20 protein-coding genes are annotated in these 24,029 nt (G+C 51.2%); 16 read left to right on the forward strand and 4 right to left on the reverse strand.

Features of this window, described 5'->3' with window-relative positions:
* From RHOM_RS03780 to RHOM_RS03790, 3 genes are all read left to right on the forward strand, one after another.
* A complete protein-coding gene (locus tag RHOM_RS03780; protein WP_014078936.1) occupies positions 1 to 885 on the forward strand; it encodes a hypothetical protein in 885 nt (294 codons plus the stop codon).
* Between the two features lie 101 nt (positions 886 to 986).
* Positions 987 to 1,517 carry an ECF transporter S component gene (locus tag RHOM_RS03785; RefSeq protein WP_044024822.1) on the forward strand — a complete coding sequence of 177 codons (531 nt, stop codon included), beginning with the start codon at positions 987 to 989 and terminating at the stop codon, positions 1,515 to 1,517.
* A 210-nt stretch (positions 1,518 to 1,727) separates the two neighbouring features.
* Entirely contained in the window at positions 1,728 to 2,792 is a 1,065-nt protein-coding gene (locus RHOM_RS03790; protein WP_014078938.1) for a branched-chain amino acid aminotransferase, read from the forward strand.
* Between the two features lie 3 nt (positions 2,793 to 2,795).
* Here RHOM_RS03790 and RHOM_RS03795 read toward each other — a convergent pair whose 3' ends face one another.
* The 3 genes from RHOM_RS03795 to RHOM_RS03805 are packed head-to-tail and all read right to left on the reverse strand — an operon-like array spanning position 2,796 to position 5,790.
* Complete coding sequence (locus RHOM_RS03795; RefSeq protein ID WP_014078939.1) at positions 2,796 to 4,193, reverse strand: sensor histidine kinase; 1,398 nt, start codon at positions 4,191 to 4,193, stop codon at positions 2,796 to 2,798.
* Positions 4,194 to 4,232: 39 nt separating this feature from the next.
* On the reverse strand, positions 4,233 to 4,895 hold the full coding sequence (locus tag RHOM_RS03800; RefSeq protein WP_014078940.1) for a response regulator transcription factor: 663 nt from the start codon (positions 4,893 to 4,895) through the stop codon (positions 4,233 to 4,235).
* A gap of 16 nt (positions 4,896 to 4,911) precedes the next feature.
* Positions 4,912 to 5,790 (reverse strand): TraX family protein, encoded by an 879-nt coding sequence (locus tag RHOM_RS03805; protein ID WP_014078941.1) that lies wholly within the window; start codon positions 5,788 to 5,790, stop codon positions 4,912 to 4,914.
* A 115-nt stretch (positions 5,791 to 5,905) separates the two neighbouring features.
* On the opposite strand from RHOM_RS03805, the gene RHOM_RS03810 reads away from it, so the two are divergent.
* The 9 genes from RHOM_RS03810 to RHOM_RS03850 all read left to right on the forward strand — a co-directional run bounded on the left by RHOM_RS03810 (position 5,906) and on the right by RHOM_RS03850 (position 16,484).
* A complete protein-coding gene (locus RHOM_RS03810; protein WP_014078942.1) occupies positions 5,906 to 6,307 on the forward strand; it encodes a C-GCAxxG-C-C family protein in 402 nt (133 codons plus the stop codon).
* A gap of 362 nt (positions 6,308 to 6,669) precedes the next feature.
* Positions 6,670 to 7,788 carry a galactose ABC transporter substrate-binding protein gene (locus RHOM_RS03815; protein ID WP_014078943.1) on the forward strand — a complete coding sequence of 373 codons (1,119 nt, stop codon included), beginning with the start codon at positions 6,670 to 6,672 and terminating at the stop codon, positions 7,786 to 7,788.
* 187 nt (positions 7,789 to 7,975) lie between these two features.
* Entirely contained in the window at positions 7,976 to 9,484 is a 1,509-nt protein-coding gene (locus RHOM_RS03820; protein WP_014078944.1) for a sugar ABC transporter ATP-binding protein, read from the forward strand.
* A 20-nt stretch (positions 9,485 to 9,504) separates the two neighbouring features.
* A complete protein-coding gene (locus tag RHOM_RS03825; protein WP_014078945.1) occupies positions 9,505 to 10,494 on the forward strand; it encodes a galactose/methyl galactoside ABC transporter permease MglC in 990 nt (329 codons plus the stop codon).
* An 81-nt stretch (positions 10,495 to 10,575) separates the two neighbouring features.
* A complete protein-coding gene (locus RHOM_RS03830) occupies positions 10,576 to 10,887 on the forward strand; it encodes a hypothetical protein (protein WP_014078946.1) in 312 nt (103 codons plus the stop codon).
* A gap of 34 nt (positions 10,888 to 10,921) precedes the next feature.
* A complete protein-coding gene (locus RHOM_RS03835) occupies positions 10,922 to 12,550 on the forward strand; it encodes a response regulator (protein WP_044024823.1) in 1,629 nt (542 codons plus the stop codon).
* Between the two features lie 21 nt (positions 12,551 to 12,571).
* The gene (locus RHOM_RS03840) at positions 12,572 to 14,440 is read left to right on the forward strand and encodes a sensor histidine kinase (RefSeq protein ID WP_014078948.1); all 1,869 of its coding nucleotides are present in this window, start codon (positions 12,572 to 12,574) and stop codon (positions 14,438 to 14,440) included.
* A complete protein-coding gene (locus RHOM_RS03845; RefSeq protein ID WP_014078949.1) occupies positions 14,427 to 15,407 on the forward strand; it encodes a substrate-binding domain-containing protein in 981 nt (326 codons plus the stop codon). The genes RHOM_RS03840 and RHOM_RS03845 overlap by 14 nt, the downstream gene beginning before the upstream one ends.
* A gap of 33 nt (positions 15,408 to 15,440) precedes the next feature.
* A complete protein-coding gene (locus tag RHOM_RS03850; protein WP_044024603.1) occupies positions 15,441 to 16,484 on the forward strand; it encodes a galactose ABC transporter substrate-binding protein in 1,044 nt (347 codons plus the stop codon).
* A 66-nt stretch (positions 16,485 to 16,550) separates the two neighbouring features.
* On the opposite strand, the gene RHOM_RS03855 is transcribed toward RHOM_RS03850, so the two are convergent.
* Complete coding sequence (locus tag RHOM_RS03855; protein ID WP_014078951.1) at positions 16,551 to 17,168, reverse strand: DUF6553 family protein; 618 nt, start codon at positions 17,166 to 17,168, stop codon at positions 16,551 to 16,553.
* A 413-nt stretch (positions 17,169 to 17,581) separates the two neighbouring features.
* Here RHOM_RS03855 and glmS point away from each other — a divergent pair, with 413 nt between their 5' ends.
* The 4 genes from glmS to recJ all read left to right on the forward strand — a co-directional run bounded on the left by glmS (position 17,582) and on the right by recJ (position 24,011).
* On the forward strand, positions 17,582 to 19,402 hold the full coding sequence (glmS, locus tag RHOM_RS03860; protein WP_044024604.1) for a glutamine--fructose-6-phosphate transaminase (isomerizing): 1,821 nt from the start codon (positions 17,582 to 17,584) through the stop codon (positions 19,400 to 19,402).
* Between the two features lie 748 nt (positions 19,403 to 20,150).
* The gene (locus RHOM_RS03865) at positions 20,151 to 21,413 is read left to right on the forward strand and encodes a peptidoglycan-binding protein (protein WP_044024824.1); all 1,263 of its coding nucleotides are present in this window, start codon (positions 20,151 to 20,153) and stop codon (positions 21,411 to 21,413) included.
* Positions 21,414 to 21,479: 66 nt separating this feature from the next.
* Positions 21,480 to 22,250 carry a tRNA pseudouridine(38-40) synthase TruA gene (gene truA / locus RHOM_RS03870; protein WP_014078955.1) on the forward strand — a complete coding sequence of 257 codons (771 nt, stop codon included), beginning with the start codon at positions 21,480 to 21,482 and terminating at the stop codon, positions 22,248 to 22,250.
* 6 nt (positions 22,251 to 22,256) lie between these two features.
* Positions 22,257 to 24,011: a single-stranded-DNA-specific exonuclease RecJ gene (gene recJ / locus RHOM_RS03875; RefSeq protein WP_044024825.1), complete on the forward strand. Its 1,755-nt coding sequence runs from the start codon at positions 22,257 to 22,259 to the stop codon at positions 24,009 to 24,011.
* The last annotated feature ends 18 nt before the right edge of the window (positions 24,012 to 24,029 follow it).

Here is a 24,029-nt window from a genome sequence, read left to right on the forward strand (position 1 = left end):
ATGAAGACGGACGATTTACTGGATGCGCTCGGCGAAGCGGATCCTGCCTACATACAGGAAGCGGAGGACGTACGCTATCTCGGAGCACGCAGGAAGCATTTTATGCAGATGGCTGCCTGCGTGGCACTTCTTTTGATCGGAGGTTCCTACGGAATATGGCAGCAGTATGAGAGTACGGCGCGCACGGACATGGCAAAGACGGAGAGCGCGGAAACGGCAGAAGCTTATGATACTGCGGCATCCGACGGTATCATGACATCTGACGCGGCAACGCCGGACGGCACCGCGGAGAGTGCGAAGGAATATGAAGCGGCGGCACAAAGCGCAGCGGAGGATGGCGACGGTATACAAGAGGCTGCCCAGCCGGAGAGCGCTGCGGGAATTGACTGGTATTTTAACGAAGTGGAGGAACTTCAGACATCGATTGCCTGCGGGGCGGAAGCGGCGAAGACGGTTTCACTCACAGAGGAACAGCTTCAGAACTATTACGGAATCAAGGTGATTCCGGATGCAATTCCGGATGGCTATGTGCAGACGGATGAGGAGAAAACGTATCAGATTGGCTATGATGCAGATGGCAATGTGATCGATGACAACTGTGTCATGCGTTATGAGAACAGTGAGACAGCGGGATGGTTTACCATTCGCGCACGCTCAACGGACATGGGGGAGATGACGTCCTATGTATCCGGCGGATTAAAGCCGATGACGGTTTCCGGTGTGAAGGTGACAGCAGCACATTATCCGGCGGGCAGCAGTGGAGGAACGTTCACGGACGGGTATCTGGCGACCTATAAGAAAAACGGTGTGACCGTGAATGTGCAGTCGGAAGGACTGAGCCGGGACGAGTTCTGCGCACTTGTGGAGAATCTGCTGGCGGAGTGACGGCTTGATTTTATGAGAGAGAAGTATTATGCTTGCTTTGGTGCAGTGACGGGAGAGTGCATTACATCTGCGAAGGAGTGCTGCATCAGAAGGAGGAAGCGATGAAAATCACAACAAAACAAATCACAACGACAGCGGTTCTTCTGGCGATCTGTATCGTGAGCCAGTTTTTTAAGAACACGAGCGTCTATATTACCGGACCGGTCATCAATGCATGCCTGATCTTAGCGGTGTTAAGTGTGGGAATTCCCTGCGGCATTATTCTCTCTGTGATCACGCCGGTCACATCATTCTTTATTACGGGAAGCCCGATCATCGGTGCCATTCCGGCGATCATGCCGTGTATCATGGCGGGCAATGCCCTTCTGGTCCTGGGTGTGGGACTGGTCACGAAAAAATGCAAAGGAAACGGCGGACTGATTGCCGGCATGGCGGCAGGATCTGTCGTAAAGGCACTGTTCATGGGAATTGTGATCTCGCTGATTCTGATTCCGAACCTTCTGCCGGCACCGATGGAGGCAAAGATGGCAGTGTTCCAGACGACCTTTTCCGTGACGCAGCTTGTGACTTCCCTGATCGGAAGCGTGTATGCATTTATTCTCTGGATTCCGTTGAAAAAAGTGGTAAAATAGGGAAAAGAGACTCCGATGGCGGAGCGGGAGAAAAGATCCTGCTCCGCTTTTTTGCGGCGTTTTTCATTCCATATGGATATGGGAAGATGACTAATATATAACTTACAATCATGAGCGGCATAAGCGGTTGGAATAATCTTGACACTGAAAAAAGAAAGTATCATAATTGATTTCAAGAATTTTATATGTCGGGAAAGGAATGGTAGCATAATGGATATCAGATTTGTAAAAAGAGACGTATTAAAGGAGAAGCCGGATCAGAAACATCTCGGATTCGGCAAGTATATGACCGATTACATGTTCGTCATGGACTGGACGAAGGAAGACGGCTGGAAGGATGCGAGAATCGTGCCGGAAGGACCGATCAGTCTGGAGCCTGCCTGTGTGACGCTGCACTATGCGCAGGAGACATTTGAGGGTATGAAGGCATACCGCACGGCAGAGGGAAAGATTCAGCTGTTCCGTCCGGAGATGAATGCGAAGAGAATGATCAATTCCAACGCGAGACTCTGCATGCCGGAGTTCCCGGTGGATATGTTCGTAGAAGCGGTAAAAGCGCTGGTAAAGGTGGAGGCAGACTGGGTTCCGTCTGAGCCGGAGACCTCTCTTTATATCCGCCCGTTCATGTTCGCAACAGAGGCTGCGCTCGGCGTACATATGGCGTCCGCTTACAAATTCATGATTATCTGCTGCCCGGTAGGCGCTTACTATGCAGAGGGCATCAATCCGGTGAAGATTCTTGTCGAGGACGAGCTGGTGCGTGCAGTCAAGGGCGGTACCGGATTCACCAAGTGCGGCGGCAACTATGCAGGCTCCATCTTAGGACAGGTAAAGGCAGAAAAGCTTGGTTACTCCCAGGTACTCTGGCTGGACGGTGAGCACCGCAAATACGTCGAGGAAGTCGGTACAATGAACATCATGTTCAAGATCGCCGGTGAGATCTACACAGCACCGATCGAGGGTACGGTACTTCCGGGCGTTACCAGAGATTCCATGATTCATCTGTTGAGAGACTGGGGTTACAAGGTAAACGAGACCAGATTATCCGTCGATGACCTGATGAAGGCAGGACATGACGGAACCTTAGAGGAAGTATTCGGAACGGGTACCGCAGCCGTGATCTCTCCGGTTGGTGAACTCCGCTACAAGGATGATGTTGTCACGATCAACGATTTCAAGATCGGCGAGCTGACACAGAAGCTGTACGACACACTGACCGGTATCCAGTGGGGCAAGCTTCCGGATAAGTACGGCTGGACCGTTCCGGTAGAATAGGATTTATTCCGCATCGCGCTGTATCTGCCCGGTCAGAGGAAGTCTTACGATTACGACGGCTCCGCCTGCCGGGGCATTACACAGAGCGATCGATCCGCCAAGTCCGCGGGCGAGCTGGTCGGCGATGGAGAGCCCGAGACCGAAGTGGCTTTTGTCATTCCGGTCGGCGGATTCCCTGTAAAAGGCTTCCGTGCCGTAGAGCAGGGCGTCCTCGCAGAAGCCGGGTCCCTCATCGGATACAGTGAGAAAGAGCGTGCTTTCTTTCTCGGGTGCATCCCTATAATCGCGGATGGAGGCATCTAAAGTGACCGTTCCTTTGTGCGGTGAGTAGCACACGGCATTGTCGAGCAGATTGTTTAAAATACGCCGCAGCGGATGTTCCGGCAGTGGCAGAACGGCTGGAAGAGTCTCGGTGGAAAAAAGAACATGCAGTTCTTTTTTCTGACCGAGACTTTTTGTATTCCCGAGCAGATCGTCGAAAAACGATGCCGTGTGAAGCTGCGCCTGAAAACGGCACTCTGCGGAACATGCAGCGGGATCATCCGTCTTTGCGAGCTCGATAATTCTCGACAGATAGTCCTGGATCTGCGCGGCATTTTCCAGAATAAACCGATTACAGGTTTGCTGCGTCGGATCAAGCGCTGTCTCAGACAGAAGTTCTGCGTTCCCGCGGACGATCGTAAGCGGCGTCTTGATGTCATGGGCGAGCGCGGAAAATTGACGTCTGCGCTGTTGCTGCATGTGCCACTGCTCTTTTAAGGAGGCGGAAAGTTCGGATTTCAGCGCGTCCAGAGAAGCAGCAACCTGGTTGAATTCGCAGATGGCAGTCGGCCGGATGGTAAAGTCGAGATTCTGATTGCGGATTTCGTCGGCGGCTTCCTGCAGATGAATAAGCTCCCGCGACAGGTATTTTGCCTGCCGCGTGATGACGAGTACAAAAGCTGCAAGAAGCAGGAACAGCAGGAGAAACACTTCCAGCAGTTCAGCGCTCGGAAAGAGACGCCGGAGCGTGGGATTTGCAAAGGCAGACCGGAAATCGTAGGTGAGCACCACAATCCGGGTGTCGGTCTGGCGTTTAACATAGGTTCGCCCAAGCATATTTGCGGAGAGGGAATCCTGTCCGGAAAGCGCGAGAAGATCCGCGTTTCCGCGGAGGGAATCGGACATGTCCGTCTCAAGAAGCGCTCCGGATGTGTCATAGATGGCGTAGCTGCAGGCGGATGGAATCCCGGAAGACACGATGTCTGTATGTGCACCGATGGTGTGAAGGTAGGCAAGAGCCTCTTTTTCGGCGGCGTTCGCAGGCAGGATCAGACCCGTACCGACGGAGACGGTAATCTGGAGAAGCCACAGCAGGAACGCCAGAAGCACCGCGGCGACAAGCTTTAGTAAAAAGCGCACAAAAAATGTGCGCAGCCGGATTTCTTTTTTCTTTTTTTTTCATGCGTTCCATCGATAACCGATCCCCCATACTGTCTGAATTGGCGCCATATTTACTGCGGCGAATTTTTTCCGGATATTTTTAATATGCTCTGTAATAGCAGACTCATCGCCTGTCTTGTCGTATCCTAGGACCGCTTCGTAGATCTGCTCTCTGGAAAATGTCTGTCCGCGGTTTTTGGCGAGCAGAAGTGTGATCTCATACTCCGTTCTGGTGAAGGGGAGCGTGACGCCGCCTGCTGCGACTTCGCGGGAGGCGAGCAGAAAGCGGATGCCCTGTATGTAGAGGCAGTGATGTTTTTCACGCTGCTCCCGGCGCAGATGCGCTGCGACGCGCGCACGCAGTTCGACGATGGAGAAGGGCTTTTTGATATAGTCGTCCGCACCGACGGAAAAACCGTAGTCGACGTCCTCCTCCATGGTCTTTGCGGTCAGAAACAGAATCGGGCAGTCCGTGTCGTCGCGGATGGCGCTGCAGAGTTCGTAGCCGTCCGTCTGCGGCATCATGACGTCGAGAAGGATGAGATCATACTCTGCGAGGTGCGCCGCAAGATCCGCCGGTACATGCGGCATGCAGGTAATGGTATGCCCCTCCCGGCGGAGTGCATGTTCAATCAGCGCGAGGATGCCGGGATCATCGTCAATTGCGAGAATGTGAGCCATAAAAACCTCATTTCTATCAAGAACCCATTCCATAAAGGGTCAGGTACAAAAGGAACGAAAGTGCGTACAGCACGTAAATGTGCGTCGGATAAAACCAGTAGAACAGCTTTTTGGAGCCGTGTCCACGGGTTCCATTGTAACATAACATAGGGATAACGGCAAAAACTTCCAGCCACTCATAAGCATCGGTAAAAAAGAAAGAGGCAGAAGTTCCTGCGGGCATAAAAAGCAGCACGGGCAGGATGTCCCACGCAAGCACGAAAAGTGCAAAGGCACCTGCCTGCAATCGGCGGTGTCTGTGCGTCAGGTAGAGAATCACGCCGCCGAGCAGTGTGGCGGTGCCACCGTCGATGATCGCAGTGTGGCAGGGCAGGACACTGTACACCAGAAGGTTTAAGAGAAAATTGCCGTAGGGAATGCCAAAGGCTTCCGATACGGCGAACAGCCCGTACAGAAGAAAGGGCAGAAAGACCGGAATCAGGATGGCAGAAAGTCCCCGGATCCACTGTTTTTTCTGACACCGGTCGATGCCCCAAAGAACGACGAGCAGGACGGAAAAGGATGCAAGCATCTGATTCTGCGGGAAAAAGCCGTCCGGCCGGACGAGACCGGATGCAATATTATAGAAGGAAAACTGCACCAGTCCCATGAAAATGGCGATGGCGTAAATACGCAGAAAATATTTTTTCCGGTCGTGCGTGTGAAGAAAACCCTCCACGATACAGAAGAGGAACAGCGGGGCGGCAAGCCTGCCGATCCACGAAAAGAACAGTGGGATCTTCCCTGTAAATGAGAAAAAATAGTGAATGTGGTCGAGAATCATGCAGACCATGGCAAAATATTTGAGCGCAAAGTCTGAGAGTCCCCGTTGTTTTGTGATTGTTGTCTGATTCATACGTTCTGGAATCCTCCTTGTTTACTTCTTGTGATAAGTTGTGATAAGATGTTCACAGAAACAGCATACAGGCAAATTATAAGGATTTTATAAGGAACGGAAAGGAAGTTATAAAATGACAAAACAGGAAAAAGCAATCGAATTGCATGACAGGGGATGCAACTGTGCACAGGCGGTGGCGTGTGCGTTTGCGGAGGAGATCGGCGTGCCGGAAGAGACGCTGTTTGCCGCGGCGGAAGGATTCGGACTCGGCATGGGCGGCATGGAGGCAACCTGCGGAGCGGTCTCAGGAGCGGTGATGCTTGCGGGCTTCAAGAACAGCTGTGCCGATCCGAAGAACCCGAAGACCAAGGCGGCAACCTATCAGCTGACCAGAGAGATCACCAGACAGTTTGCCGAGAAGAACCATGCGCTTGTCTGTAAGGAATTGAAGGGTGTGGAAACCGGCGTGGTTTTGCGGAGCTGTCCGGACTGTATCCGCGATGCGGTTGCGATCGCGGAAAAGGTACTACAATGAACTATGACGAGTTCATCTTAGAAGTTCCTGTGGAACTTCCGGTACGCAAAAGGCGGAACACAACGATGATATAATAATAGGTATAAAGTCGAAGCAGAGCAGATGTCCCTGCGTGGAAGCGTTGTCTTTCACACAGGGACATTTGTATATTTGCACGAAACAGAACCGGTCAAAAACAGCCATCTGCAAAATATGCACAAGAAGAAAAAACGAAAAACCATAAAATTATACGAAACACACAAAAGAAACAGAAGTATTTTCAAGAAAAAGAGAAGAATATTGTATGTTCTTTACAGACCTCCATTGCTATAATGCATAATGTAACAAGGAGTTACGAATACAAAAAGGGAGGTTTTTCAGAGATGAAAAAGAAAGTAATCAGTTTAATCCTTGCAGCTACTATGGTTGCAACAATGGCAACAGGATGTGGAAGTTCTTCTGGCGAGACGACCACAACAGATAACGCAGCATCCACGACAACCGATGCAGCAGCACCGGCTACCGAGGCTTCCGATACGGCAGCAGCAGCAACAGAAGCAGCAGGCGGTGACTATGCAGACAAGAAAGTCGGCGTATGCATTTACCAGTTCTCCGATAACTTCATGACACTGTTCCGCACAGAGCTTGAGAATTATCTGGTAGAGCAGGGCTTCTCCAAAGACAATATCACAATCGTTGACGGAGCAAACGATCAGGCAACACAGACAGGTCAGATTGATAACTTCATTTCCGAGGGCGTAGATGTTCTCATTGTTAACCCGGTAAACTCTTCATCCGCAGCTACCATCACAGATAAGGTTGTAGCAGCAGATATCCCGCTCGTATACATCAACCGTGAGCCGGATGCAGAGGAAGAGCAGAGATGGGAAGACAACGGCTGGAATGTTACATACGTTGGATGTGACGCACGTCAGTCCGGTACTTTCCAGGGCGAGATGATCGTAGACCTTGGTCTTGACACAGTAGACTTAAACGGCGATGGAAAGATCCAGTACGTTATGGTAGAAGGTGATCCGGAGAACGTTGATGCTCAGTATCGTACCGAGTATTCCGTAAAGGCTCTTACCGATGCAGGTCTTGAGGTTGAATGCCTCTCCGATCAGGTTGGTAACTGGCAGCAGGATCAGGCACAGCAGATCGTAGCAAACGCTCTTGGACAGTACGGCGATAAAGTAGAAGTTGTATTCTGTAACAACGATGCAATGGCACTTGGCGCATTACAGGCAATCCAGTCTGCAGGACGTACCGTAGGTACCGATATCTTCTTAGTAGGTGTTGATGCATTATCCGAGGCTCTTGAGGATGTTGTAGCCGGAACCATGACAGGTACCGTATTCAACGATCACTTCTCACAGTCCCACGGTGCAGCTGATGCAGCAATCAACTTCATCAACGGTGAAACCAACGAGTATTACATTGGTTGTGACTATGTAAAGGTTACAAAAGACAATGCACAGGAAATCCTTGACATGGTAAAATAATTACCACGCAGGATGATTGATAGCAGGTAAGCAGAAGGTGCGGGTGTTTTCGGGCATCCGCACCTGTCTTAAAGATATGAAATAGTTGTGTGACAGACCAGATTAGAAAAATTAGAAAACATCGACAATAACATCGACAGTACACAGATAACAACAGAATCTGTATCAATATAGAAGGAGGAGAAACATGGCTGAGTACAAACTGGAGCTAAAGGGTATCTGCAAATCGTTCCCAGGTGTTAAGGCACTTGACAATGTACAGCTTTCCCTTCGTCCCGGAACCGTCCATGCACTGATGGGTGAGAACGGAGCCGGCAAGTCTACCTTGATGAAATGTCTTTTCGGTATTTACAAGATGGACGCGGGAGAGGTTTATCTGGACGGGCAGAAGATTGAGGTCAACAACCCGGATGAAGCAATGAAATACGGCATCGCCATGGTACATCAGGAATTACAGCCTGTTCCGGCGAGAAGCGTGGCTGAGAACCTGTATCTGGGAAGATTCCCGACAAAGAATTACGGACTGCTCAAGGTGATTGACCACAAGAAGATGTATGCGGAGACGGAGAAGTGGCTGAAAGAGGTAAAGATGGATTTTGATCCGAAGGCACAGCTCGGCACACTTTCCATCGGTCAGATGCAGTCCGTGGAGATCGCAAAAGCGGTATCCCAGCAGGCGAAGGTCGTGATCTTTGATGAGCCGACCTCCTCTCTTTCCGATAATGAGGTAGAAGCACTCTTCCGTATTATGAATGACCTTCGTGATAAGGGTGTTGCGATGGTATACATATCCCACAAGATGGATGAGATCAAGCGCATCGCGGACGACATCACGATCATGCGGGACGGTACCTATGTAGGAACCTGGCCGGCGTCAGAGCTGACGACCGATCAGATCATCGCAAAGATGGTAGGACGTGAGCTCACAAACGTATATCCGGCGAAGAAGAATACCCCAGGTGAGGTCATCATGGAGGTCAAGAACCTCTGCTCAATCCATGCAAATTCATTCCAAAATGTCAGCTTTACACTTCGCAAGGGCGAAATCCTAGGCTTTGGCGGACTGGTCGGAGCCCAGAGAACAGAGCTGATGGAAGGTATCTTCGGTATCCGCGGTATCGCATCTGGTGAGATCTACATGCATGGCAAGAAGTTAAAGATCAAGCATCCGATCGATGCGATGAATGCAGGAATCGGACTCATCACAGAGGACCGCCGCGGCAACGGTATCTTCGGCTGTTTGTCCATCAAGGACAACGTTGGCGTCTCCATTTATAACAAGTACCTGAAAGCAGGATTTGTGCTGGATCATAAGAAGATGAACAAAGTTGTGGATGACAGCATCAAGAAGCTGTCCATCAAGACACCGAGCATGAACGAGCACATTTCAAACTTATCCGGTGGTAATCAGCAGAAAGTTATTATTTCCAGATGGCTTGCCAATGATCCGGATGTGCTGATCATGGATGAGCCGACAAGAGGTATCGATGTCGGTGCAAAGCATGAGATCTACGAGATCATGAATGAACTGGCGGCACAGGGTAAGGCAATCATCATGATTTCATCAGAAATGTCTGAGCTGCTTGGTATGGCAGACCGCATCTGTGTTATGTGTAACGGTAAGATTACTGGCGAGATCGACCAGCCGGAAGAGATGACACAGGCAATGGTTATGAACTTTGCAACGAGATTCTGATGAGATAGGAGGAGACGAAAATGACAAAGACAAATCAACAGAAAGTAAAAGATTTCTTAATCAACAACGGAGTTATCATCGTCATGTTCATCCTGGTAATCTATACCGGATTCACATCCGATAACTTCTTCACAAAGAACAACTTCATGAATATTCTGATGAATATGAGTTCACGACTCGTCATTGCACTTGGTATCGCAGGCTGTGTTATCACAGCAGGATGTGATCTTTCCGCAGGACGTATGATCGGTTTCGGTGCATGTATCTCCGGTATGCTGTTACAGCGTATGGATTATTCCGGAAAATTCTTCCCGGATATGCAGCCGCTCAACGTATTCGTCGTAGCACTGATTGCCATGCTGGTATGTGCGGCATTCGGTACGGTTACCGGATTTTTCATTGCTTACTTAAACGTTCCGCCTTTCATCGCCACACTGGCAATGATGGAGATCGTCTATGGTATCGGACTTATCGTAACCAATGCAACACCGCTCGGCGGCTATGTAGAGCAGTACACGAACGTATCTAACGGTAAGTTCCTCGGCATCAACTACCTGATCTGGATCGCAATTATTGTGGCGGCGATCACATGGTTCATTTTCAACATGACCCGTCACGGCAAGTACATGTATGCAATCGGTGGTAACCCACAGGCAGCAGAGGTTGCCGGTGTTCCGGTAAAAGCAACTCTGATCTTAATCTACATGAAAGCAGCAGCTATGTATGGTCTTGCAGGTTTTATGCTCGGTGCAAAAGCCGGCGGTGCATCCGTCCAGACCGGATATGGTTACGAGATGGAAGCAATCGCAGCTTGTACGATTGGTGGTGTATCTGTAACAGGTGGTCGTGGTAAAGTATCATCCGCAATTATCGGTGTTGCCGTATTCGAGCTGTTAAAGGTAGCTCTCCAGTACCTGGGTATGAATGCAAACGCACAGTACATTGCAATCGGTGTTGTTATCTTCATCGCAATCTCTCTGGATATCAGAAAGTATATAGCAAGAAAGTAAAAAGTATATTATAATGAATAGCGGCTGGGACATTAGAACCAGCCGCTATTTTAGATTTGAGAGTACAGGAGGATTTTTAAGGTGACGGTTGATACGATTATTGAGCAGGCGGGGATTCCGCTGCTTTTACTTGTGATCTGTGTGTATTATGCAATCCGGCTGATCGTTTTGCACGACAGTCAGGCGATCCGCGGGAAAAATAAGCCGCCGGTGAAGGACGAGGAAGCGTACTGCAAGGCGGGAGGAAAGCTGCTACTGTTCTTCGGTGCGGCTACCTTTTTGATGGCGATTCTGGTGTTTGTGAATGTCTATGTGGCAGTGGCGGAGATCATAATCTGTACGGTGATTCTCGGCATTCTCTGGAAGCGGATGGAGGATCAGTACGGAGGTTGAATGAATGAGTGCGAGTGAAAAGGAGCGGGAGAATATGAGTTTGTATTCCGTTTTGCTGGTGGATGACGAGGAAGAGGTCTTCCAGGTCATCATGAAAAAGCTGGACTGGGAAGGCATGGGCTTTCGCATTGCGGGCTATGCAAGAAACGGTGTGGAAGCGCTTGAGATGGCGGAGGAGCTTTCCGTGGATGTCGTCATGACGGACATTAAGATGCCCTATATGGATGGTCTTACGCTCTGCCGGAAGCTAAAGGAGCAGTACCAGAAGATCAAGGTCATTATTTTCTCCGGTTTTGATGAATTTGAGTATGCCAGGGAAGCGATCAAGATCGAGGCGGAAGAATACATTTTAAAGCCGATTAATGCCAACGAACTGCGCGAGGTCTTTGAGCGGATCAAGAACAATCTGGACAAGGAACTGGACGAAAAGCGCAATATTGACAAGCTTCGGGAATATTATCTGGAGAGTCTTCCGATGCTGCAGGAAAATTTCCTGACGTCGCTCATCGACGGACGGATTCCGGAGGACTCCATCGAGGAATATGCAAAAAACTGCAGCCTCACGCTAAAGGGTCCCTATTTTGTGGTGACCGTGCTGCACATCAGCACGACCAACCCGATGGAGGGGGCGCTTCCGATCGATCCGTTTCTGCTGGCGGTCTCCGTGAAAAAGCTGGCGGAGGAGCAGCTGGCAGCTTCTGAATATGACAGCAAGATCGTGACATATCTGGGGGATGGCATTGTGATTACCCAGCTGCCCACGGAGGAGGCGATCACGCGTTTTACCGACTGCATGGATAAGATCTGTAAGATGGCAAAGCGTGTCTGCAAGGCGAAGATCACGGCGGGAATCGGGCATGTGTGCAGCGGTCCGGAAGAACTGCAGATGTCCTATCTCGGCGCGAAGAATGCCGTGTCCTACCGTGTGCTCTACGGCAATACCAGAGCCATCAATATTGCGGAGATCGACCCTCAGGAGAATGCCGATCTGCCGTGGGAGGAGCCCTTTATCCAGAAGATCATCAAAAAGGTCAAGGTGGGAGAGGAACAGCCGCTTCTGGATGCGATTGCGGAATTTACGGAGAAGCTTGCGGGTAGCAAGATGTCGCTGCAGCGGTACCGGATTCTCATTATGGAGCTGATCACGGAGCTGTCGCGTTTCGGGGCGAACAACCAGATCAACCTGGAAGATGTGTTCGGCGGCAACGGGGATGTGTATACACGCGCCATGCAGCTGGAGTCGACGGATGCACTCCGGGAATGGCTGTGTGAGAACTGTCTGAAATTACAAAAACAGGTGCAGAACGAGCGCCAGGATACGACGAAGTCCTTTGTGTCGAAGGCAATCGACTATGTGAAGGAGCATTATGCGGATACTGACCTTGGAATTGAGACGATCTGTGGATACCTTAATGTGAGCGCCGCCTATTTTTCCACGGTGTTCAAGAAAGAGACCGGGAAGACGTTCATCAACTATCTGACAGATTACCGGATGGAGGAGGCGGTGGAGCTGCTTCTGACACAGAATGAGAAGACTTACGTGATTGCGGAGAAAGTCGGATATACCGATCCGAACTATTTCAGCTATGTATTCAAAAAGCAGTTCGGCATGTCGCCGTCCAAGTATAAGACAAGCCGGATGGAAGCTGCGCAGGAGGCATAGGGCGCATAGGGTGCAAAGAGGATGAGAGAAAGAGTAAAACAGTGGCGGCAGAAGGTCACTTCCTTCCTGGAAAAACACATCAAGCCGCAGTCCATTCAGATGACGATTGCATTGTCTTTTACGATTGTATCGGTCATCAGTATGGGTATTCTGGGGATTTCCCTGTACAACCGTTTTGTCAATAAAATGGAAGATATGACGACGCAGAGCGCGGAGCAGCTGCTGAACCAGACGGCAATCAATCTGGAGAGTTATCTGCGCAACATGCGGCGTATTTCCGACGCCATGTACTACAGCGTTATTAAGGACAAGGATCTGGCGACGGACTCGCTTGATGAGGAGATGAACCTTCTCTATGAGGCGAACAAGGACAATCTGATCAGCATCGCCTGCTATACCAACGACGGAAGACTGGTTGCTGCAGCGCCGGTTGCCACGGAGAAGAACAACCTCGACATCGTGGATCAGGAATGGTTTACGGAGGCGACGGGACAGATGGAGAACGTGCATTTTTCCACGCCGCATGTACAGAATTTGTTTGACGATCCGAGTTACCGCTATTACTGGGTCGTATCGCTAAGCCAGGCGGTGGAGCTGACAAGCGGCGGCAATTCGACACTTGGTGTGCTGCTTGTGGATATGAATTACAGCAGTATCGAGCAGCTTTTGACCAAGGCAAATACGGACAATGCGTCGGAGTATGTCTATCTGATGGACGGCAGCGGGGAACTGATCTATCACCCGAAGCAGAAGCTGATCTACACGGATCTGTTTTCGGAGAACAATCTTGTGGCAGCATCCTACGAGGACGGCAGCCACAAGGAGGAATTTGACGGGGAAAAGCGCATTGTCACGGTCAAGACCATCAGTTACACTGGCTGGAAGATCGTGAGCGTAGTTCCGATGAGTTCATTTGATATGGGAATCTCCGGGATGCGGATGTTCGTGATTCTTCTGATGTCGCTGTCCATGCTGATGATTATTCTTTTAAACCAGTTTGTCTCTGCCAATATCGCAAAGCCGTTAAAACGCCTGAACGATTCGGTGAAGGACTGGGAAGCGGGGAATATGAACCCAGATATCTATGTGGGCGGCTCGCTTGAGGTGGAGCATCTCGGAAAGACGCTGCGCTCTACGGTAGCGCAGATCCGGGAGCTCATGCATGATATTCTGGTGGAGCAGGAAGAAAAGCGGAAGAGCGAGCTGGACGCCTTGCAGTCGCAGATCAACCCGCACTTTTTATATAATACGCTGGACTCCATCGTCTGGATGATCGAGGGTGAGCGGTATGAGGACGCGGTGTTTATGGTGACGCAGCTTGCCAGCCTGTTCCGCATTTCCTTAAGCCGTGGAAAGACGATCATCTCCATGGAGGACGAATTAAAACATGCCAGAAATTATATGAACATCCAGAAGATCCGCTATAAGAATAAATTCACTGTGGAATTTCAGGTGGAGGATGCTATTTTGAGCTGCTGTACGGTAAAACTCGTGATCCAGCCTTTACTTGAGAATGCAATCTATTACGGCATGGAGTCCATGGACGGCGACGGTGAGATTACGGTTGTGGGATACCGGAAGGGAGACGATGTCTATGTTGAAGTGCGCGACAACGGACTTGGTATGCCGGATGAGATGGTAGATGCGCTCCTGACAGAGAACAACAGAGTGCGCAAGCACGGCTCCGGTGTGGGACTCATCAATGTACATAACCGGATCAGACTCCGCTTCGGGGAGCCGTATGGTCTTGAGATTGATAGCTGTCTGGATGAGGGGACGACCGTGCGGATTCACCTTCCGTACATTGCGTACTCACCGGAAAATACGGAACTGCTGGAGGGAGGAAGACTAAAACAGCTGAAGGGGGAACGGCAGGATGAAGAAAAATAGACTTTATTTTGGTATGTTGATCCTGATGCTGGTGGCGGTGATTATCTGGGCGTTTTACAATATGCTAAACGTCGGTAAGCAGGAGACGTCCTACCGCGTCTCCGTGGTTGTCGAGAACAGCAACAGCGACCGCTGGACTTCTCTCAGACAGGGACTTGAGCAGGCAGCGCGGGATTACAACATCAGTTTGAGCTTTGTGTCGACGGGGAGCTTTTCCACCGCAATGGAAGAGATGGATGTGGTCAAAAAGCAGGTCACAAATGGAGCCAACGGCATTATTCTGCAGATGAATACGGATCACGCCGGACAGGAGCTGGAGGATCTCTCCGGTCAGACGGCGGTGCTTCTGCTGGAGACGGACGTTGATCCGGAAGGGGTCTACGCGTTGGTGGCGCCGGATAATGAGGAGATGGGAGCAGCGCTCGCACAGGCGGTGCAGTCCGATTTCGGGGATGACCTTGCCGGCAAGCGCGTGGGAATTCTTGCGTGCAGCCAGAGCCAGCGCTCCATGCAGCAGCGTTATACGGGGGTATCGCAGGGATTGCGCGAGAGCGGTGCAGTTGTCGAGTGGAGCCTGGAAGGAAAGGCGGAGAGCATCAAGGACGCGTTCTATACGTTAGAGCAGGACAAACCGGTGGACATTCTGATTGCACTCGGCAATGACGAGACGGAGATGATGGTGGATTTTTTTGCCGGGGATGAGCTGGGCTGGAGACTTGACCGGTGCTCGCTGTACGGCGTGGGCAGTTCCGAGAAAAATGTATACTATCTGGACAAGGGCTGGATACAGACGCTCGTGGTTCCCAATGAATTCAATATGGGGTATCAGAGCATGGAGGCAATCGCAAAGCAGCTGATTTATCACATGGATACCACGAGAAGCAGCAAGGTCAATTATCTGGTGGTCGACCGGGAACATCTGTATGATGCGGATATCCAGAAAGTGCTGTTCCCGATTGTGCAGTAGCAGAGAGAAACAGGAGAAGTGAGGAAGGGTGTTATGTCACAGAGGATGCTAAGAGGAATGGCGGCCGGGCTTGGTGCGCTGGTGTCACTGGGAAGCATGGCGGGCTGCGGGACAGACGGCCAGGTACAGAAAGCGACAAGCATTAAGATCGGCGTCACCGTATATGATCAGTATGACACATTTGTATCGCAGATGATGACGGATTTCAACGAATATGCGGCAGAGCAGGAAGAACAGACGGGCATTGCCATCAATGTGGAAGTCTACAATGCGGCCGGAAGCCAGTCGACGCAGAACAGTCAGGTCGAGGAAATGTTAGATGCCGGCTGCAATGTGATCTGTGTGAATCTGGTCGACCGGACAGAGCCGACAACGATCATCGATATGGCGGAAAAAAATAATGTGCCGGTCATTTTCTTCAACAGGGAACTGGTGGAGGAGGATCTGGAGCGCTGGGACAGGGTCTATTATGTCGGGGCGAAAGCATTCGAGTCCGGAATCATGCAGGGGGAGATTGCGGCGGATGCGTTCAAGGAGAATCCGGATGCTGATAAGAACGGTGACGGTGTCTTCCAGTATGTGGTGCTGGAGGGAGAAGCCGGGCATCAGGATGCGATCGTGCGCACCGAGTATGCGGTCTCAACGATTATAGACAACGGCGTGGAGGTGGAAAAGCTCGCGTACGGGATTGCGAACTGGAACCGGGCGCAGGCGCAGACCAAGATGACGCAGATGCTTGCGGAATATGACGGGGAGATCGAGCTTGTAATCGCCAACAATGATGATATGGCGCTCGGAGCCATCGATGCGTTGAAAACCTCGCATCTGAAGCGGGCGGACTGGCCGGTGGTGGTCGGAATTGATGGAACTGATGTGGGACTTGCCGCCGTGGCATCCGGCGAGATGGTGGGAACCGTCTACAACGACAAGGAAGGGCAGGCACAGGCAATGCTCGATCTTGCCTACGCGCTCTCCGTGGGGGATACGTTAGACGACCTCAATCTGGAGAACGGAAAATACATCAGACTTCCGTATTCTAAGGTAGGATCGAGAGACGTGAAGAATTATATGAAATAAAATACAGGAAAGTATAAGCAGAAAACAGCCGCACAGAGTGTGTAAAACATTCTGTGCGGCTGTTTTTTATGCTTGCAGATAGGTCTCGCCGTTCTCAATCATCTGGCAGAAGCTATCGGTCATGACTTTGCGGAACGGGGCAAACTCGTCCGCCAGATCAAAGAGAGCCGGGTAATCCCTGGTTACCAGAAGAATCTCTGCGGCGAGCTTTTCCGCCACCTTGGCATCCTTGATCGGCACAAAACCAAAGAGCGTCGAACAGTAGGCTTTGCTCCCAGTGCAGGAGGAGATGAGTCCCCGCGCAAAATCCTGCCACTCTTCGATGAGAACCGCATCCGCGGATTCGGGAAGCAGATCATCCGGGGAGAGACAAAGATCCTTCATGTAAGTGAGCAGTTCTTTTTTCTGACGCTTTTTCTGGAAAAAAGAGACGCCTGCGGCTGCGGAAGCCTTGATCATGGTCCAGGCGCGGAAAAAACCATCCACAGTGCCGTCTTTTTTTTCGGAAAAAAAGCGCCGCTCGCAGAGCATTTCCCGGTAGGAATCTGCAGGAACGGCAAAGCCTTCTGCTTTTGCACGCTTAAGGTGTTCGCGCCGCAGTGCGCCGGTAGGAATGTCGTAGTAGCGCGCGGGCCAGTCTTTGGTGTAGTCGGTGGTGTCTTCTTTTTGGTTTTTCAGGAGCATGAATGAGGTTCCTTCTTTCACTGTTGTATGAGCTAAGTATAGCATACCCGGCGGCAAAACAGAATCCCCTCTGGACTTTTTTCGCGTATCATAGTATAGTAAACACGTTGAACCTTGATAACTGCATAAGGGGAACGTTATATGTTCAGATACGCAATCTGATCTGTACCGTAATCCACAGAGATTCCCTAAGCGCCATGCACCTGCCCTGGCAGGTTAACGAGGAGAAAGGTGATCGAAAATTCGGCGGATGCCTTTCCGCACCGTTCCAGTGCGAGACACATCGGCAAATATGCGGGTGACTGCAAAACAAATACGATGTTTGATGGAACAGAATTTGATGGAATAGAAACAGAAGAGACCTGAATAAAAATATTGTTATATACAGATTGTAATAGAAATGGGGAAATCATATGTGTGGAATTATAGGTTATACAGGAAGTGAGGACGTAAGAGAAGTCCTTTTGGATGCGCTGGAGCTGTTGGAGTACAGAGGGTACGACAGCGCCGGCATCGCCCTGCGCGACGAGGAGAGCGGGAAGACAGAAGTCCGCAAATGTGCCGGAAGAGTCAGTGATCTGCGGGCGATCTGTATGTCGGAAAAAGTAGTGTCACAGTGCGGAATCGGTCATACGAGATGGGCGACGCATGGCGGTGTAAACGACTGCAATGCACACCCGCATCAAGTGGGAAAAGTCACACTCGTACACAACGGCATCATTGAGAATTACAGGGAACTGATTGCGGATTACGATCTGGCAGATACACTGAAGTCCGAGACGGACAGCGAGGTGGTGGCAGCGCTTTTGAACCGGTTCTACGAAGGGAATCCGGGGGAAGCGATCAAGAAGACCGTCTCCAAGCTGAAAGGAACATTTGCGCTTGTTATTTTATTTGAAGATCAGAAGGATGTGATCTATTCAACGCGCAATGTCAGCCCGATCGTGGCGACGATCTGTAAGGAAGGCGCGATGCTTGCCAGTGATCTGACGGCGCTCTGCCGTTTTACAAACCGTTATTTTGTCGTGCCGGAGTATCATATCTTAAAGCTCTCCGCGGACAAACTGACACTGACGGATTTTGACGGCAATGAGGTGCTGCCGAAGTATCTGACCGTGGACTGGGAATTAAACAGCGCCGGGAAGAACGGCTATCCGTTCTATATGGAAAAAGAGATTATGGAGCAGCCGGAAGCCATCGAGAATACCATCAAGAACCGTATCGTCGGAGGTATGCCGGATTTTACAGCAGACGGCGTGCCGGACACTCTTTTTACGGAGTGTGAGCATATCTGCATCGTAGCGTGCGGAACCGCAATGCACGCGGGACTGGTGGCACAGGCGCTCGTCAAGTCCATTCTTCACATGCACATTGAGGTGCAGATGGCTTCCGAATTCATGTATTCGGATCCGGTCATCGACGAGAAGACGCTTGTGATTGCAGTGTCGCAGTCCGGTGAGACGATCGATACGTTAGAGGCGGTGAAGTACGCGAAGAACCGCGGGGCAAAGTGTCTTGCGATCATCAACGTCAAGGGTTCCTCCATTGCAAGAGAGAGCGACTATGTGCTCTACACCAATGCGGGACCGGAGATCGCGGTGGCAAGTACCAAGGCGTACACGACACAGCTTGCGGTATTTTATCTGATCGTGGCGCGTATGGCGCATAGCAGAGGTGTCTTCGACGACGCGCAGACCCAGAGCTTTGTGCGGGAGCTGCAGCGGACACCGGAGGTCATGAAGAAGGTGCTGGAGCGCCGCAGGGATATCCATGTGGTTGCCAAAAAGGTGCTCGGCGCTAAGGATTTGTTCATGATTGGAAGAGGACTGGATTACTCGATTCTTCTGGAGGGATCGCTGAAGTTAAAGGAGGTATCCTACATCCACTCGGAGGCGTACGCATCCGGAGAATTAAAGCACGGCCCGATCGCGCTGATCACGCAGGATACGCCGGTGGTGGCAACGGTGACGCAGGAAAAACTGATGTCCAAGGAACTTTCCAACATTAAGGAGGTAAAGTCCAGAGGAGCGGACGTTGTCGTTTTTATCAAGGAAAGCATTGTGGGAGATTTAGCGAAGGAGTACGAGATTTTCACGCTGCCGGATATGCAGGATGAGTTCATGGTGCTGCCGGCATCGGTGGCATTGCAGCTTCTCGCTTACTATGTGTCCTCCGATAAGGGGTTCGATGTAGATAAGCCAAGAAATCTGGCAAAGGTTGTTACCGTAGAATAAAGCAGAAGATCTGTGGAAGGTGTGGATGAGACGCGCGTGTCTTAGCATATAACGGAAGGAAAAGGGATTGCCGCTTTGAGCAGACAATCCCTTTTTGGCGTACGAAGGAATATGATAAGAAGTACATCCTGCCGATTTCTGAGGGAAATGCAGATGGAATATTCGTTGGAGAAAAATGTGAGCATTTCTTCCGGTTGAATGTTTGCATCGAATTCCGTGTCTCTTCCATGTTTGGACAATCCGACGGGGCATGTCCGACACACCGGAGACAATGGGCGGACTTTCTGGTGTCCCTAATGGCACCTCTTCACAGACAATATAAAACCGCGCGAACCGAACTCGCTGGCATCTGCTATTGAAAATAGGGCAGATGCCGCCTCAGACAGCGGCTTCGCGCGGTTATGTTTTGTTCAGAGGTGCCAATAAGGGACATACACAAAAGTCCTACAAATTGTCTTCCGGGATGCGGACATGACCCGCGGAGTGCTCCAAACTTGGAAAAACACGGATCATCGAAGATGCAAACATTCGGCTGGTTAGAAATGCCACATTTTTTGAACCGAATTTCCAGATGCATTCCCTCAGAAATCGATAGGCATGATCTTCCCATTCTATTCCTCGTCGTGCAAAAGGGGTTGGCTGCTCAAAGTGACAATCCGTTTTTTTGCGGCAGGATTCGGCAGGGCGGATGCGCACATTTCATCTGGCACCGGCATATGATAATACGAAAAGAATCGATGAGGTTTTTATGCCAGATATCAGATATGCACAGAACGAGAATGTGGATCGCGGGGATCTCAGGATGCAGGTCATCGAGCGGGGAACCAGCACGCCGATCGACGATGCAAAAATATCGATCTCCTATTCTGGAGATCCCGACAGCACGGTCGAGGAGGTGAACACGGATGCTTCCGGAATGTCCGAAACACTTACGCTTGATACGCCTCCGCTTGAACTGTCAATGCAGCCGAGCGAGGTGCAGCCTTACGCGGAGTATACCATTCAGGTCACTGCAAAAGGATATCGTCCGATCAATATCTCCGGCATTGAGGTCTTTTCGGGTCAGCTGTCGCTGCAGGAAATCCGGATGGACGCCGAGGAAACCACCGAAAGCATGACCGATAACATCGTCATTCCGGCACATACCCTTTTTGCGGAATATCCGCCCAAGATCGCGGAAGCCGAGATCAAACCCGTCACGGAAACCGGAGAGATCGTTTTAAGCCGTGTGGTGATCCCGGAATATGTGATTGTACATGACGGCGCTCCGAGTGACCCGACAGCCAGAGACTACTATGTCCGTTATCGGGATTACATCAAAAACGTTGCCTCCAGCGAGATCTATTCGACCTGGCCGGACGCGACGATCCGGGCGAATGTTCTTGCCATCATGTCGTTTACGCTCAATCGTGTATACACGGAGTGGTACCGCAACAAAGGCTACAGCTTTACGATCACGTCCTCCACGGCATATGACCAGAAATTCATGTACGGGCGCAACATTTACCAGAGCATCTCGGATGTGGTGGATGAGATGTTCCAGAACTATCTCTCCAGACCGAATGTCAGACAGCCGATCTTAACGCAGTATTGCGACGGGCAGCGCGTGACCTGCAGCAACTGGCTGAGCCAGTGGGGAAGCAAGTATCTCGGCGATCAGAATTATGAGACGATTGAGATTCTGCGCTACTATTACGGCAATAACATGTTTATCAACACGGCGGAGGAGGTCTCGGGCATCCCGGCGTCCTGGCCGAGAGTCGATCTGTCGGTCGGATCGACGGGAGAAAAGGTTCGGCAGATTCAGGAACAGCTGGCGCGCATCTCGCGTTCCTACCCGGCCATTCCGACGATTACGCCGGACGGAATCTACGGGCCGGCAACCAGGGAGGCGGTGGAGCGTTTCCAGAGTATCTTCGGACTTCCGGTCACGGGAGTGATCGACTTTCGAACCTGGTACCGTATTTCCGAGATTTATGTCGCGGTTACGCGCATTGCGGAGCTGGTTTAGAGGTTGGTTTTTTCCCCGGTTTGTGATAGAATAAGTTACAAACTGGGGACTTTTTTGGAGAATTTTATGGCGAATTACAGGATGACAATACAGTATGACGGCACGCGCTACAGCGGATGGCAGAGCCAGCATGCGACGGACGCGACGATCCAGGGCAAGCTTGAGACTGTTCTGACACGGATGACGGGACAGCAGGTGGATGTCATAGGTTCCGGGAGAACCGATGCGGGAGTACATGCCATCGGGCAGGTTGCCAATTTTCATCTTAAGCAGCCGCGCAATACGGGGGAGCTGCTGGATGGATTGAACCGTTACCTTCCGGAGGATATTGCCGTAAGCAGCCTGACAGAGGTGGACGAGCGGTTTCACAGCCGCTATCAGGCAGTGTGCAAAACCTACCGCTACCGGATTCATACGGGAGAGGTTCCGGACGTCTTTGCGCGCAGGTATGTGTATGATTACAGGATTCCGCTTGATGTGGAAAGGATGCGGGAGGCGGCGGGACTTCTTCTGGGGGAGCATGATTTTAAGTCGTTCTGCGGCAATACAAGAATGAAAAAGTCCACAGTGCGGACGCTTTATGAAATTCGTGTGGAGGAACACGAATCGGAGATAGATCTTTTTTTCACGGGGAACGGTTTTTTACAGAATATGGTGCGGATTCTGACGGGGACACTGATTGAGGTGGGAGACGGCAGAAGAGAGCCGGGGAGTATGACGGACGTGCTTGCCAGGAGGGACAGACAGGCGGCGGGCTACACGGCACCGGCACTGGGGCTGGCGCTTCTCTCCGTGGAATACGAAGGCGACGGGCAGAATACGATGGAACAGGCATAAGTGAAGATGGAAAAGTGGTATGAAATAAAAAAAGGCGCCGATTTTCAGGCGATTGCAGAACGGTTTGGCATCAGTCCCGTGACAGCGCGGCTGATCCGCAACCGCGGGGTGATCGGTGATGCGGCGATTGATAAATATCTGAACGGCACATGCAGGGATCTGTATGATCCGCATCTGCTTTATGAGTCAGAGAAGCTGGTTTGTATCCTGTCAGAAAAGATAAGGCAGGGAAGACCGATCCGGATCATTGGAGATTACGACATCGACGGCGTGATGTCTACCTATATTCTGTATCAGGGGATCACACGATGCGGCGGCAGTGTGTCCTGCGCGATTCCCGACCGCATGCGTGACGGCTACGGCATCAACGAGCATCTGATCGATGCGGCGTATGAGGAGGGGATGGACACGATCATCACCTGCGACAACGGCATTGCAGCCATCAATGAGATTGCGCATGCGAAAGAGCTGGGGATGACGGTTCTGGTGACGGATCACCATGAGATTCCCTATGTGGAGGAGCAGGGAGTGCGGCGGTATCTGCGGAGCGCGGCGGATGCCATTGTGAATCCGAAGCAGCAGGAGTGTTCCTATCCGTACAAAGGGCTCTGCGGGGCGACGGTGGCGTGGAAGATTATACAGCTGCTTTACGAGAAGTTTTGTATTGACGCGGAGGAGGCATTCGCGTTTCTGGAATTTGTGGCGTTTGCGACAGTGGGCGATGTCATGGAACTGACGGATGAGAACCGGATTCTGGTGCGGGAGGGATTAAAGCGGCTGCACCGGACAGCGAACCTTGGCATGCGCGCCTTGATTTTACAGAATCAGCTGACGCCGGAGCAGATCACATCGTACCATATCGGATTTGTGCTTGGTCCCTGCGTCAACGCCAGCGGTCGGCTGGAGACAGCCAAAATTGCGCTGAATCTTTTCTTGCAAAAAAACGAGATTAATGCAGGGAAAATTGCAAAAGAACTTGTGGAACTGAACGCACAGCGCAAAAGCATGACGGCAGACGGCGTGGAACTGGCAAAACAGATCGTCGACGAGGGAACAGCGGGCGAGAAGGTGCTGGTGATCTATTTGCCTGGGGTGCATGAAAGCCTGGCGGGGATCATTGCGGGGAGAATCCGGGAGTCCTACCACAAGCCGGTATTTGTTCTGACGGACGGCGAGGAAGGGGTGAAGGGGTCCGGCAGATCCACGGAAGCGTACTCGATGTATGACGAGATGTGCAAGTGCCGGGAATGTTTTTCAAAATTCGGCGGACATCCGATGGCGGCAGGGCTGTCGCTGCGCGAAGATGTGGCGGTATTCCGCGGCAAAATAAATGCCTGCTGTGAATTGACAGAAGAAGATTTTATACCTAAGATAAGGATAGATATGGCAATGCCTGCCGCGTATCCGACGATCGGGCTGATCCGGGAGCTGGCGCGCTTAGAGCCGTTTGGAAATGGCAACAGTAAGCCACAGTTCGCGGACAGGGAGCTTGCGCTTCTGCGGGCGTCTGTGGTGGGCAGGAACCAGAATGTGTTGAAGCTGTCCCTTATGACGGCGGCGGGAGAACATGTCTCTGCGGTCTATTTTGGGGATGTGGAGGCATGGAAGCAGTATTACAGCGAAAAATACGGGCAGACGGAGGTGGACGCTGCGCTTCGCGGCAGGGCGAATGCCATCCGGATGTCGGTGATTTACTATCCGGAAATCAATGTATATCAGGGAATGGAGAGTGTCCAGCTCATCATTCGCAACTATAAATAGAACGTGGCGGGTGGACAG

This window comes from Roseburia hominis A2-183 (assembly GCF_000225345.1).
GTDB classification, from domain to species: Bacteria; Bacillota; Clostridia; order Lachnospirales; family Lachnospiraceae; genus Roseburia; species Roseburia hominis.

What these genes read in the sequence shown, in the direction of transcription:
- RHOM_RS03780 (WP_014078936.1), top strand. Translation starts at nt 1, where the DNA reads ATGAAGACGGACGATTTACTGGATGCGCTCGGCGAAGCGGATCCTGCC.
- RHOM_RS03785 (WP_044024822.1), top strand. Translation starts at nt 987, where the DNA reads ATGAAAATCACAACAAAACAAATCACAACGACAGCGGTTCTTCTGGCG.
- RHOM_RS03790 (WP_014078938.1), top strand. Translation starts at nt 1,728, where the DNA reads ATGGATATCAGATTTGTAAAAAGAGACGTATTAAAGGAGAAGCCGGAT.
- RHOM_RS03800 (WP_014078940.1), bottom strand. Translation starts at nt 4,895, where the DNA reads ATGGCTCACATTCTCGCAATTGACGATGATCCCGGCATCCTCGCGCTG.
- RHOM_RS03805 (WP_014078941.1), bottom strand. Translation starts at nt 5,790, where the DNA reads ATGAATCAGACAACAATCACAAAACAACGGGGACTCTCAGACTTTGCG.
- RHOM_RS03810 (WP_014078942.1), top strand. Translation starts at nt 5,906, where the DNA reads ATGACAAAACAGGAAAAAGCAATCGAATTGCATGACAGGGGATGCAAC.
- RHOM_RS03815 (WP_014078943.1), top strand. Translation starts at nt 6,670, where the DNA reads ATGAAAAAGAAAGTAATCAGTTTAATCCTTGCAGCTACTATGGTTGCA.
- RHOM_RS03820 (WP_014078944.1), top strand. Translation starts at nt 7,976, where the DNA reads ATGGCTGAGTACAAACTGGAGCTAAAGGGTATCTGCAAATCGTTCCCA.
- RHOM_RS03825 (WP_014078945.1), top strand. Translation starts at nt 9,505, where the DNA reads ATGACAAAGACAAATCAACAGAAAGTAAAAGATTTCTTAATCAACAAC.
- RHOM_RS03835 (WP_044024823.1), top strand. Translation starts at nt 10,922, where the DNA reads ATGAGTTTGTATTCCGTTTTGCTGGTGGATGACGAGGAAGAGGTCTTC.
- RHOM_RS03840 (WP_014078948.1), top strand. Translation starts at nt 12,572, where the DNA reads ATGAGAGAAAGAGTAAAACAGTGGCGGCAGAAGGTCACTTCCTTCCTG.
- RHOM_RS03845 (WP_014078949.1), top strand. Translation starts at nt 14,427, where the DNA reads ATGAAGAAAAATAGACTTTATTTTGGTATGTTGATCCTGATGCTGGTG.
- RHOM_RS03850 (WP_044024603.1), top strand. Translation starts at nt 15,441, where the DNA reads ATGTCACAGAGGATGCTAAGAGGAATGGCGGCCGGGCTTGGTGCGCTG.
- RHOM_RS03855 (WP_014078951.1), bottom strand. Translation starts at nt 17,168, where the DNA reads ATGCTCCTGAAAAACCAAAAAGAAGACACCACCGACTACACCAAAGAC.
- glmS (WP_044024604.1), top strand. Translation starts at nt 17,582, where the DNA reads ATGTGTGGAATTATAGGTTATACAGGAAGTGAGGACGTAAGAGAAGTC.
- RHOM_RS03865 (WP_044024824.1), top strand. Translation starts at nt 20,151, where the DNA reads ATGCCAGATATCAGATATGCACAGAACGAGAATGTGGATCGCGGGGAT.
- truA (WP_014078955.1), top strand. Translation starts at nt 21,480, where the DNA reads ATGGCGAATTACAGGATGACAATACAGTATGACGGCACGCGCTACAGC.
- recJ (WP_044024825.1), top strand. Translation starts at nt 22,257, where the DNA reads ATGGAAAAGTGGTATGAAATAAAAAAAGGCGCCGATTTTCAGGCGATT.